This is a genomic window from Enterobacter sp. FW301-JW81 (genome assembly GCF_058788735.1).
Window position 1 is genome coordinate 85,508 of sequence record NZ_JBYTBA010000001.1, and the last position, 12,165, is coordinate 97,672.

Below are 12,165 nucleotides of genomic sequence, written 5' to 3' on the forward strand. Positions count from 1 at the left end.
AATAATTTCACTGCTCCGGCGTATCCGGTGGATTTTTTGCCGCCCCGCAGTTCCAGTTAACCACCGGCCCGTCGCCGCTGATGGCCAGTGCCCCCTGAAAGTTAATCGCCGTACCGTTCAGGAAGATACTGCCGTCCCGTGTCAGTACCAGTCTGGCCTGACCGCAAACCAGCTCAAGATGTTCCCCGGCGCTGTAAACCGCCACTTTCCCTGCGCTTTCCCTGCGCGTTTTGCCCACCGAGAAGGTGACGCTCTCGCCCACGCTGACGTCATACCCTTTACCGACCAGCAGGGATTTCTGAATGCCAACCTGTGAGGACTGCACCAGCGCCACGGAGGTATTCATCACCCCGCCCACGGTGGTCTGACAGGCCACACCAACCGACAGCGCACGTACAATGCCTACCGTTTCTGCCTGATTCAGCCCGACGGTGACCGACTGATTCTGTCCGACGATTTCCTGCTGGTTCTGCATCACCGTCTGCATTTGATTCTGTTTAACGGTGATCGCCTGGTTAGCGCCGACCGTTTCGGTGTGGTTCACCTTCACATCGGTGGTGCGGTTGTTCAGCACTTCGGTATCCATGTTCTTCTGCGCATGGATATAGACCTGCTCGTTACCCGTCGCATCGTCAAACCGCAGCTCATTAAACCCGTCGCCTTTGTAGGTCTTCGAGCGGATGGTCATCTGCGTTTTCGTTCCCGGCAGTTTTCCCGGCGAGCGGTTGTCTTCGTGGTAGGTACGGCCCATCACGATGGGCTGGTCCGGATCGCCGTTAAGAAAATCGACAATCACCTCCTGGCCCACACGGGGAATGGCGAGGTTGCCGAATCCGGTTCCGGCCCATGCCTGGGATACCCGTATCCAGCAGGAACTGTCCTCCGTTCCGCCGTGATAACGGTCCCACAAAAACTTCACCCGTATCCGGCCATGCTCGTCACAGAAGATTTCCTCGCCCGCCGGGCCGGTGACCACCGCGCTCTGCGGGCCATCCACTCTGGGTTTCTGCATCAGACGCTTGCGCCAGGTGCGTTCCGCCGGTATGACGTGAAAACCGCAGGTGAGGGTGGTGCCCTCTCCCTGACTGCCGTGCTGCGCCTGCGGCTGGAGGCCCGTCAGCGTGCTGCTCACCACCTGCCACTCCCGGTTAAGGCCGGGCGTCGGGTGCCCTGTCAGGGTAAAGCGGGTGCCCGGCCACAGTCTTGCAGAATTACTGACGCAGGAGGCGGTTTCAGCACTGCTGCGCAGGGCTTCCATTTTATAGCGGGTGAAATCCCGGCCATGCTGTTCGTCCTTGAAACGTCCCGGATAGTCAAAAATCTCGTACTGCGACAGCTGACCGTTCAGGTTGTCAGCTTCATGAGCATAAATACCCGGCCAGTCGGGAACCTTAAAGGTGTAGTCCTGGCTCTGTACGGAAGAGGGGCTGACGGTGGCGGCATAGCGGAATGTGCTGATGCATTCCGTGGTCACTTCCGTGGTGGTATTCGGATTAAACGGGAGGGAGTCAGGCAGTGAGTGCAACCCGGCAACATCATCACACAGTGTCAGGGTTGCTTCCGCACTCCCGGAGGACGGTTTGTCAAAAAAGAAGATACCCTCTTCAACCCACAGCCGGGAGAGGAACGCGAGGTCGGACTCGCCGTACTGCACGCAGAACTCCCGGGCCGGATGGTTTTCATAAAACCAGGGCTTCCATCCGGTGACGCCGTTTTCCCTGAGCAGGGTGTCGGAGATGGCTTTAATATCCTGCTGCTGGAAGATGCGAAAATTCTGGCGCAGGGCGCAGCGCCAGAGGGGAGGATGAATGACAAAACGGTACTGCATCTGCCAGCCATTATTTTCTTTCATCCCGAAGGTGGCAACGACGCCACTGACACAGCGCAGTACCTGTTGTCCCTGCCAGACGGTAAGGGTGGCCTTTTTTTCGAGAAGCTCGTCTGCGGCCAGGCGGAAAAAGTCGCTGGTGACATCCACCTCAAGGACAAACGGGGAGGAGTAGCTCTCCTTCAGGCTGAAACTGACCACGGCAAACGTGCCGGGCTCCTGACCTTCCACGTCCAGCGTAAAGCGCAGCCCCTTCAGTGACATAGTGGCATCTCCGTCATTTAAACGGGGCTAACTTTAGCGCTGATGACATACAGGAAACAGGGATAATCCGGATAAAAGCGAAAACCAGGAATTTATAAAGGTATGAATAACCAATAAATATTAATCACATCAACTCATAGAGGTTATGTATGTCTATCAGCACTTTCTTAGCAGGCCTCAATATGCTAACGAGTTGACAATGACATAAATATTTTCTGTCTGTCTCACAAAAAACGATCCTCCTCTTTGATCGTCTTTTCATCTTTGCCTATATGACTAGTCATTAAACTTTAAATGACTAGTCATATGGAGGGGGAACATGAACAATCAGCTGCCGGCCAACTTTTTATGGGGCAACTCGGTATCCAGCATGCAAACGGAAGGGGCCTGGAATGAGGGCGGGAAGGGGATGTCGGTGTATGACATACGGGAGGCCGGGGAGAATATCTCCGACTGGAAAGTCGCCACCGACTCCTACCACCGCTACCGGGAAGATTTCGATCTGATGCAGGATCTGGGCATGAACTGCTACCGCTTTCAGATCTCGTGGAGCCGCGTCTGCCCGCAGGGTGACGGCGCGTTCAACGACGAGGGCATCGCGTTTTATGACCGTTTTATCGACGATCTGATTGCCCGCGGCATTGAGCCGATGATCTGCCTCTACCACTTCGATATGCCGCTGGCGCTGGCGCAGGAGTACAACGGCTTCAATGACCGCCGGGTAATGGACGCCTTTATCCGCTACGGCAAAAAGATGATCGACTGCTATGGCGACCGCGTGAAGTACTGGCTGACCTTCAACGAGCAGAACATCTTCCATATGCCGGAAGCGTTCCGCATTTCCGGCTACATGAAAGGCGAGAAAACCCTGCGCGAGCTGTACGAGTTGCAGCACCATACGATGGTGGCGCACATGGCGCTGACCGAGTATCTGCACCAGACTAAGCCGGGCCAGCTGATGGGCGGCATGCTGGCGCACCAGCTGATTTACCCGGCCACCTGCAAACCGCGCGATATCTTCTGCGCCCAGCAGTATGACGAGTTCCTCAACCAGAACCTGCTGCGCGTCTTCGCAGGCCAGGGCTACAGCCCGGCGGTGATGGCGGTGGTGGAGCAGGAAGGCTTTGGCGATATCTACCGCGCTGAGGACCTGGCGCTGTTCGCCCGTACAAAAAACGACTATATGGCCTTCAGCTATTACGCCAGTAAAACGCTGGACAGCGATGCGATCCCGGAGGGCACGCCGGTGAACTATTACCTGCTGCACGGCGAGAAAAATAACCCATACCTGAAGGCCACCGAGTGGAACTGGCAGATCGATCCGCTCGGTTTTCGCACCATCATTACCCGCTACGCCAACGACTGGCGCCTGCCGGTATTCCCGATTGAAAACGGCATTGGGGTGATTGAATCCTGGGACGGTATAAATCCGATTGAGGATACCTACCGCATCGACTACCACCGGGCGCATATCGAGGCGATGAAAGCGGCAATGTTCGAAGATGGAGCAGAGGTGATCGGCTACCTCGGCTGGGGCCTGATCGACATTCTCAGCTCCCAGGGCGACATGCGTAAGCGCTACGGCGTGGTCTATGTCAACCGTGAAAACCACGACCTGAAAGACCTGAAGCGCGTGCCGAAGAAGAGCTACGCGTGGTTAAAACAGGTTATCCATACCAACGGACGCGAGATGTAAGCCGTACGCTGCCGGGCCGTTTTTGTGACTGATTGATGGGAACTATCCGCTATGTCTGAAGCAAAAATAACACCGCATATGCAGTCCTTTGTCGACAAATTTGTAGAGTTCTCGGCGCGCCTGGCAAACCAGGTGCACCTGCGCTCCCTGCGCGACGCCTTCGCCACGGTGATGCCCATTTTCATCCTCGCCGGTCTGGCGGTGCTGGTGAACAACGTGGTGTTTCCGTGGATTTTTCACGGTGACACGCTGGCGCACTTCAAGGTGTGGGGCGAGGCGATTATCAACGGCACGCTGAACATCGCCGCGCTGCTGCTGGCCCCGATGATTGCCTGGTCGCTGGCGCGCAACAAAGATTTCGACAATCCGGTCTCGGCAGTGGTTATCGCCGTCAGCAGCTTTATTATTATGATGCCGATGCGCCTGCAGATTACGCCCGTCGGCGGCAATACCGCGGTGAACGTCACCCAGGTGCTGACGTTCGCCAATATCGGCTCCACCGGGATTTTTGCCGGCGTGCTGATTGGCCTGCTCTCCACGGAAGTGTTTATTGCCATTTCGCGGCTGAAGCGGTTGCACATTTCGCTCGGTGAAAACGTGCCGCCGGCGGTGAGCAAATCCTTTACCGCGCTGATCCCGACCATCCTCACGTTATCCCTGTTCGCGATGCTGGCGGCCGTACTGGCAAACGTGCTGCATACGGATCTGATCCATCTCATTACGACCTTTATCCAGCAGCCCCTGCGGCTGATCAACACCAGCCTGCCGGGGACGATCTTCATCTATAGCTTCGGTAACTTCCTGTTCACGCTAGGGATTCATCAGTCGGTGGTGAACAGCGTGGTGCTGGAGCCGTTCCTGCTGATCAACACCAACGAGAACATGCTGGCTTTTGCCAACGGACAGCCGATCCCGCACATCATCAACAACATCTTCGTGCCGACGTTTGGCATGGTGGGCGGCACGGGCAGCACTATCTCACTGCTGATCGCCATCTTTATCTTCTCCCGACAAAAGTCGGCGAAGCAGGTGGCGCGTCTGTCGCTGGCGCCGGGTCTGTTCAACATCAACGAGCCGGTGATTTTCGGTTTGCCGATTGTGTTTAACCTGCCGCTGATGATCCCGTTCGTGCTGCTGCCCGCCATCGGCATTTACTTCGCCTGGCTCTGCACCACGCTGGGGTTAATGTCGCGCTGCGTGGTGATGATCCCGTGGACCACGCCGCCAATTCTGAGCGCCTGGCTGGCCACGGCGGGGGACTGGCGGGCGGTGGTGGTGCAGTTGGCAATCATTGTTTTTGGTGTATTCTTCTACCTGCCTTTCCTCAAGATTGCCGAGAGAGTGGCGTTAAAAAACAGCGGGATAGAAAACTAACAGAAAGGAAGGACGATGGCGGCGAAGTACATCACCATAGCGCGGGAAATTAAGAAACGCATCATCAGCCAGCAGTACGCCGCCAACGAACCGTTGCCGGACCAGTTTGCGCTGGCGGCGGAGTTCAACGCCAGCCGGATGACCATTCAGCAGGCCATGCGCCAGCTGATTGTCGAAGGCCTGGTCTACACCCGCCAGGGGCAGGGGACGTTCATCCGCAAAAATTTTCTCCAGCTCTCGCAGTGGGATCTCTCCGGCAGCGACTACTTTGGCGCGACTAAAACCTGGGAACACCTGGGCAAGGTAACCAGCCAGGTAGTCCATTTTGAGCTGCGCTTCCCGAACGAGAAAGAACAGGCGTCGCTGATGATTAACGCCGATGCGCCCGTCTATGACTTTATCCGTCTGCGTCTGCTCAACGGCGAACCCATGTCGCTGGATTCCACGGTGATGCCGATGAATCTGGTGCCCGGCCTGACGAAAAGCCATCTTGAAGGTTCGGTGTTCCAGTATCTCCAGGAGAAGCTGGGGCTGAAAATTATGGGGTCGTACCGGGTGGTGCGGGCGTTAAAGCCGAATGCGCTGGACATGCAGCATCTGGTCTGTGCAGAGAGCGACCCGGTGCTGGAGGTCGAGCAGGTGATCTATCTGGAGGATGGCACACCGCTGGAGTATGCCCACTGTCACTATCGTTACGACCACGGCGGGATCGTGATCGTGAATAACGGATAATCAGGTTTTCAGGCGCACGACTCGAAATAGCTGTCCGTGTCTTTTATGTAAAGATCGTTCTGACACAGATGCTGGATTTGACCAGGCTTCAATGTAAAGCGGATTTTTTGAAGCCAGGAGCGTTTTATTTTGCTGGTATTGTCGCGAGATAATCCATAGTCATGGATTATCTCATGAACAAAACGAATACTCTGTGCAGAAACATAAACTGGTGTTTTGGTGAGCTGAATCAGTTTGCTGATCCAAATATCATCCGCGCGAGGACAGACCTTAATAAAATCCTCGTTAAAATGGAAATACTCCGGAATCATATTTTTCTTGAGCACAACGCCACCGAGACCAGTGATGATATAGTTTTGCTCAACAACTTTTGGCACGGTGATAAGCGGAAAATTACGATAGGTATCAAGAAGTTCTTTCTTCTTCTTTACTGTTTCACGCACGCGCGCAGCAACCACATATTCCTGATTGTGGCGGTAGAAATCATCCAGCAGGGTTTCTGCCCAAATTTCGTTATAGATAGCGTCATCGTCGGCATAAATCAGAATATCGTCGTTGGTTGCCTCTTGTAGCGCCGGGAACAGTTTACGATAAGGCCCGGTGTTTTTAACCCATTTAAAAACCAGGGTTGTACCCGTCTGGCGAATTTTCTGCGCCCATTCAGGTTCTTCAGTGATGCCTTCGTCACTGAGATAAGGTGTGCTGGAGACCCACACAACAATTAGATCGACCTTCTTACTCTGGTTCGCCAGTGACCATACTGTTTGCGAACAGAGATAAAGGCGCGATTTTGTTGTTGTTAAGTTAATGCTGATCATCGAACTAAGTGTGCTCCAGGAAATAAAAAAGACCCTATAAATACAGATAAAACTGATTTTATAAGTAGGCGCATCATAGCACTTAGAGGATCAGATGTAACCCCGCTGACTTAGCAGAAAATGGCAAGAATGGGACTTACGGCAATAATTGCTGTTCCGAAAGGATGAGCGTGGTGGGGATTGCGAGTAATAAGACCCCGATGATTTGGGGTCTTTTAAGATACTTTAATGCTTCAGAATGATCAGTTCAAACGCACCGGCATACCGGAGCGGTTCTGCACAGCCTGATCGACAATCGCCGTTTCCACGTCTGGCTGAGAGGTTACAGCCTGCACCGCGCTGTTCAGCGTAACTGGTACGACTTCGTTGTTGTTGATCTGATCTTCGCTGGTAGACAGCGGGTTGTGCACTTCGATGTAGCGGCTGCCGTCTGGCTCAGACGTCGCTTTCACCGGTTCGTTGATGAACTGCACACGCGTACCGACCGGCACGTTTTCGAACAGGAACTTGATGTCTTCGTTACGCAGACGCACGCAGCCGTGGCTCACGCGCAGGCCGATACCGAAGTTGGCGTTGGTACCGTGAATGGCGTACAGACGGCCAATGTAGAGCGCGTACAGACCCATTGGGTTATCCGGGCCTGCCGGCACAACGGCTGGCAGCGGTTCGCCTGCAGCGATGTATTCCGCGTGCATTTTGGCCGTCGGCGTCCAGGTTGGGCCCGCTTTCTTACGCTCAACTTTGGTGGTCCAGTTCATTGGGGTGTCTTTACCCAACTGGCCGATACCGATTGGCAGCACGATAACGGTGTTGGTGCCTTTCGGATAGTAATACAGACGCATTTCCGCGCTGTTAATCACGATACCTTCGTGAACGGTATCCGGCAGGATCAGCTGCTGAGGAATATTCAGCACGGTACCCGCTTTCGGCAGATACGGGTCTACGCCCGGGTTCGCTTCCAGCATGTTAGACAGGCCCAGCTGGTACTGCGCAGCGAAATACTCGAGTGGCTGAGAGTTACCTTCCGGAACGGTGACCACCTGGTTTTGTCCCACCAGACGGCTACCGTCGGTCGGCAGCGGATACGTCACCGCAGAAGCGGTCTTACAAAAACCTACTACGGCTAACGCCGCCGCAAAAAGCGTTGTTAATTTCATGTTCATGTTGTGCGAGGTATCTAAGCCATTCAGGCGATGAGTTGATAAGTCTGAATCTGTGATGGGAGCGCATTATATGTGCATTCCCGCTAACAGGGAATTCAGATGTGTACGAAATCACATTTTTTTCGATTTTGTTAAAGTTTAGTGGATTGCCGCAACACGGGATCTCAATTCGGAATTGTGGCATAATGCCGTGTTTATCACACTTTTCGCAGGAATCTCCCCGTGTTAGTTACCAGCAACGTCACTATGCAGTTTGGCAGTAAGCCGCTGTTCGAAAACATTTCCGTCAAATTTGGCGGCGGCAACCGTTACGGCCTCATTGGTGCCAACGGTAGCGGTAAATCCACCTTTATGAAGATCCTCGGCGGTGACCTGGAGCCGACGCTCGGCAACGTTTCGCTCGATCCTAACGAGCGCATCGGTAAGCTGCGTCAGGATCAGTTCGCCTTCGAAGAATTCACCGTACTTGATACGGTGATCATGGGGCACGCGGAGCTGTGGGAAGTAAAGCAGGAGCGCGATCGCATTTACGCCCTGGCTGAAATGAGCGAAGAAGACGGCTATAAAGTGGCCGATCTGGAAACGCAGTACGGCGAGATGGACGGTTACTCTGCGGAAGCGCGCGCGGGCGAGCTGCTGCTGGGCGTAGGCATTCCCGTTGAACAGCATTACGGCCCGATGAGCGAAGTTGCGCCAGGCTGGAAGCTGCGTGTCCTGCTGGCGCAGGCGCTGTTCTCTAACCCGGACATTCTGCTGCTCGATGAACCGACGAACAACCTGGACATCGACACCATCCGCTGGCTGGAGCAGACGTTGAACGATCGCGACAGCACCATGATCATCATTTCGCACGACCGTCACTTCCTGAACATGGTCTGTACGCACATGGCGGATCTGGACTACGGCGAGCTGCGCGTTTACCCGGGCAACTACGACGAATACATGACGGCGGCCACCCAGGCGCGCGAGCGTCTGCTGGCCGACAACGCCAAGAAGAAAGCACAGATTGCTGACCTGCAGTCCTTCGTCAGCCGCTTCAGCGCCAACGCCTCTAAATCGCGTCAGGCGACCTCGCGCGCCCGTCAGATTGACAAGATCAAGCTCGACGAAGTTAAAGCCTCCAGCCGTCAGAACCCGTTCATCCGCTTCGAGCAGGACAAGAAACTGTTCCGTAACGCGCTGGAAGTGGAAGCCCTGGCAAAAGGTTTTGAGAACGGCCCGCTGTTTAAAAAATTCAACCTGCTGCTGGAAGTGGGCGAGAAGATTGCCATTCTGGGCGCCAACGGCGTGGGTAAATCCACCATGCTGAAAACCCTGGTGGGCGAACTGCAGCCGGACAACGGCACCGTGAAGTGGTCTGAAAACGCGCAGATCGGTTACTACGCGCAGGATCACGAGTATGAGTTCGAAAACGATCTGACGGTGTTCGACTGGATGAGCCAGTGGAAGCAGGAAGGCGACGACGAGCAGGCGGTGCGCAGCATCCTGGGCCGTCTGCTGTTCAGCCAGGACGACATCAAAAAGCCAGCTAAAGTACTCTCCGGTGGTGAAAAAGGCCGCATGCTGTTCGGCAAGCTGATGATGGAAAAACCAAACATCCTGGTGATGGACGAACCGACTAACCACCTGGATATGGAATCCATCGAATCGCTGAACATGGCGCTGGAGATGTACCAGGGCACCCTGATCTTCGTCTCTCACGACCGTGAGTTCGTTAGCTCGCTGGCAACCCGCGTGATCGAAATTACGCCTGAGCGCGTGGTGGACTTCACCGGTAACTACGAAGATTACCTGCGCAGCAAAGGTATCGAGAACTAAAAAAAAGCCGGGTGGCGGCTTCGCCTTACCCGGCCTACGTTCTTTTCCCTCTCCCCGTGGGAGAGGGTTAGGGTGAGGGCATCAGGCTGCACTACAGCACCCACTCGCTCCCTTCAATCCCATTCACCAGCAGCTTACGTTTTTCCCCCGCCGGTAACGACACCTTCAGCACTTTCCACGCCGGACGATAATCCCCGCGCGCGTTGACCTTCAGGTTAATGGTTGCGCCGTCGCACACCATTTCCCAGTCCACCCACAGCGCATTGCCGTTCTGGTAGCCCCAGCTTTCTCCGTCATCTTCAAACAGCATGCCAGAGGTAGTCCCGACGCCCTTCACCGGGAACAGCTTCAGCTCGCGGGTGTCGTCTTTTTCTGCGGATACGTGGGTGATACGCTCGCTGAGCGGCAGGCCGGCACCGGCGCGCACCAGCAGCGGCAGTTTTTCCAGCGGCGCGTCGAGAACAATCGACTGGCCGCCCGCATACCACGCGTGGGTGTAAAAATCGTACCAGCCGGTTTCGTTATCCGGCAGCCAGACGCGGCGCTCGCGCTGCCCGGCTTCGACGACGCTGGCGACCAGCAGATCGCGGCCCAGCAGGAAGTCATCGCACTCCTCAAACGTCTGCGCATCGTGCTCGTGGTCGAGGAAGGTCGGGCGCAGCATCGGCTCGTCGTCGGCGTGCGCCTGCCAGAGCAGGGTGTAGAGATACGGCAGCAGGCGGTAGCGCAGCTCAATCGCACCGCGAATGGCTGGCGTGACGCCCGGATACATCCACGGCTCATTCACCGTGCAATCATCATTCCACGAGTGAATGGTAAAGCGCGGATGCATCACGCCGTTCTGCACCCAGCGCACGAACAGCTCGGCGTCCGGCTTGTCGCCGGAGAAACCGCCCACGTCGTGACCGACGTTGAACAGCCCGGACAGGCTCATGCCCAGCCCCATGCGGATGTTATAGCGCAGAGTCTGCCAGCTGGTGCGGTTATCACCGCTCCAGGTCTGAACGTAGCGCTGCATCCCGGCGCAGCCGGAGCGGGAGATCAGATACGGGCGCTTCTCCGGGGCAAAGCGCTGCTGCGCTTCCAGCGAGGCGCGCATCATCAGCAGCGGCATCACCGGGCGAATATGCTTGATGGCGATCTCCTTGCCGAAGCCAAAGCAGCGTGCTTCCCCGTCCCACACTTCGTATTCGTTGTTGTCGTTCCAGGTAGAGTCGATGCCCATCTCCAGCAGCTGCGTGGTGACGCCGTTCTGCCACCACTGCACCGTCTGCGGGTTGGTAAAGTCGAGGTGCGAGCCTTCGTCATCCCAGAAGCTGGAACGTTCTGGTGCACCGGTTTCTGAATCGCGAATGAACAGGCCGCTCTCCGCCACTTCGCTATAGCGCGGATGGTCCTGCAGCAGGCACGGCTTGATGTTTGCCGCCAGCTTCAGCCCCGCGTCGTGGAACGCCTGGCTCATCACCTTCGGCTGCGGCACCTTGTCATGGTTCCAGTTAAAGACGTAGCGCTTGCCGTTGATCGAGGTATAGCCGGAAGAGAGCTGGAACGAGTCGCACGGAATGGCGTGCTCTTCGCACAGTCGGATGAAGTTCATCAGCTGGTTTTGCGCGTCCGGCGCGTCGGTGTAGTGCATGGTCGAGCCGCTGTAGCCCAGGCTCCATTTTGGCCCGAACAGCGTTTTTCCGGTCAGGCGCACGAAGGCCTTTGTGACGTCCAGCACGCGCTTGCCGGTAAAGATGTAGTAATCGATATCGCCCGCTTCCGCCTGCCAGCGGCGGTAGGCGGTGTGGTAGTTGTCTATCTCGTTGCCCAGATCCAGCCAGCAACTGCTCAGGTTGTCGTAGAACAGGCCGTAGCTCACGTCGTCGCGGCGGGTGAGGGTGAACGGAATATGCTTGTACAGCGGGTCGGTGCTGGCAGCGTTATAGCCCATTGCATCGAGGTTGCGCATCTCATAGCGTTTGCCGTTGCGCTGCAGATCGCCCGCTTTCTCACCCAGACCGTAAAAACGCTCATCCTTGCGGCGGCTCAGGTAGTGCGCCACGCCGTCACCGTGGGCGTTTAGCAGGTAAGCACTGGTCGGACGGTCATTGACCAGCGGCTGCCACTCGCCCGCGTCATTGCGGTAGTGCCACTCCAGCCACAGCGGCTGGTGCACGGTCACGCGCAGCCGTTCGGTTGCCACGGTAAGCGTCTCACCCTGCTGCGCCAGCGTCCAGGCCGGGCAGGTGAAACCGCTTAAGTCGTCACGGCGGCGACCTTCCCACGGCACGTCTTTTTCCGGGGCGATGCTCCAGGTGCGGTCCAGCGCCAGCTCGCCTTTGCGTTTGATCAGCACGCGGAACAGGTTCTCTTCCAGCACATACAGGCACAGGCGGTGCTGGTTATCGACCAGCAGTTCCAGATGGTTTGCCGACTGCTTATCTACGGTCCAGTTTTTCAGGGTTTTCATATGCAATACATCCACTA

General features: G+C 56.0%; 8 protein-coding genes. 4 read left to right on the forward strand and 4 right to left on the reverse strand.

Annotation, left to right across the window (positions count from 1 at the left end; all coding sequences use genetic code 11):
• Positions 1–7: 7 nt before the first annotated feature.
• Positions 8–2,092, reverse strand: a complete 2,085-nt coding sequence (locus AC3WOK_RS00400) for a type VI secretion system Vgr family protein (protein ID WP_492353729.1) — start codon at positions 2,090–2,092, stop codon at positions 8–10.
• 319 nt (positions 2,093–2,411) lie between these two features.
• Between AC3WOK_RS00400 and AC3WOK_RS00405 the strand changes: the two genes are divergently transcribed.
• Genes AC3WOK_RS00405 through AC3WOK_RS00415 form a run of 3 tightly spaced genes read left to right on the forward strand, consistent with a single transcriptional unit; the run spans position 2,412 to position 5,894 of the window.
• The gene (locus tag AC3WOK_RS00405; RefSeq protein WP_492353730.1) at positions 2,412–3,788 is read left to right on the forward strand and encodes a glycoside hydrolase family 1 protein; all 1,377 of its coding nucleotides are present in this window, start codon (positions 2,412–2,414) and stop codon (positions 3,786–3,788) included.
• Positions 3,789–3,839: 51 nt separating this feature from the next.
• Complete coding sequence (locus AC3WOK_RS00410) at positions 3,840–5,162, forward strand: PTS sugar transporter subunit IIC (RefSeq protein WP_492353731.1); 1,323 nt, start codon at positions 3,840–3,842, stop codon at positions 5,160–5,162.
• Positions 5,163–5,177: 15 nt separating this feature from the next.
• On the forward strand, positions 5,178–5,894 hold the full coding sequence (locus AC3WOK_RS00415; RefSeq protein ID WP_492353732.1) for a GntR family transcriptional regulator: 717 nt from the start codon (positions 5,178–5,180) through the stop codon (positions 5,892–5,894).
• 8 nt (positions 5,895–5,902) lie between these two features.
• Here the strand turns inward: AC3WOK_RS00415 and AC3WOK_RS00420 are convergent, their stop codons facing one another.
• Both AC3WOK_RS00420 and ldtB read right to left on the reverse strand, forming a co-directional pair.
• Positions 5,903–6,712, reverse strand: a complete 810-nt coding sequence (locus AC3WOK_RS00420; protein WP_492353733.1) for a glycosyltransferase — start codon at positions 6,710–6,712, stop codon at positions 5,903–5,905.
• Between the two features lie 242 nt (positions 6,713–6,954).
• Positions 6,955–7,875 carry a L,D-transpeptidase gene (gene ldtB / locus AC3WOK_RS00425; protein WP_059310711.1) on the reverse strand — a complete coding sequence of 307 codons (921 nt, stop codon included), beginning with the start codon at positions 7,873–7,875 and terminating at the stop codon, positions 6,955–6,957.
• 222 nt (positions 7,876–8,097) lie between these two features.
• Between ldtB and AC3WOK_RS00430 the strand changes: the two genes are divergently transcribed.
• A complete protein-coding gene (locus AC3WOK_RS00430) occupies positions 8,098–9,693 on the forward strand; it encodes an ABC-F family ATPase (protein WP_059310710.1) in 1,596 nt (531 codons plus the stop codon).
• A 91-nt stretch (positions 9,694–9,784) separates the two neighbouring features.
• Here the strand turns inward: AC3WOK_RS00430 and AC3WOK_RS00435 are convergent, their stop codons facing one another.
• Complete coding sequence (locus AC3WOK_RS00435) at positions 9,785–12,148, reverse strand: glycoside hydrolase family 31 protein (RefSeq protein ID WP_492353734.1); 2,364 nt, start codon at positions 12,146–12,148, stop codon at positions 9,785–9,787.
• Between the last annotated feature and the right edge of the window lie 17 nt (positions 12,149–12,165).

Bases quoted from the DNA above. Each gene is read 5' to 3' on its own strand.
- AC3WOK_RS00400 (WP_492353729.1), bottom strand. From the start codon at position 2,092: ATGTCACTGAAGGGGCTGCGCTTTACGCTGGACGTGGAAGGTCAGGAG.
- AC3WOK_RS00405 (WP_492353730.1), top strand. From the start codon at position 2,412: ATGAACAATCAGCTGCCGGCCAACTTTTTATGGGGCAACTCGGTATCC.
- AC3WOK_RS00410 (WP_492353731.1), top strand. From the start codon at position 3,840: ATGTCTGAAGCAAAAATAACACCGCATATGCAGTCCTTTGTCGACAAA.
- AC3WOK_RS00415 (WP_492353732.1), top strand. From the start codon at position 5,178: ATGGCGGCGAAGTACATCACCATAGCGCGGGAAATTAAGAAACGCATC.
- AC3WOK_RS00420 (WP_492353733.1), bottom strand. From the start codon at position 6,712: ATGATCAGCATTAACTTAACAACAACAAAATCGCGCCTTTATCTCTGT.
- ldtB (WP_059310711.1), bottom strand. From the start codon at position 7,875: ATGAACATGAAATTAACAACGCTTTTTGCGGCGGCGTTAGCCGTAGTA.
- AC3WOK_RS00435 (WP_492353734.1), bottom strand. From the start codon at position 12,148: ATGAAAACCCTGAAAAACTGGACCGTAGATAAGCAGTCGGCAAACCAT.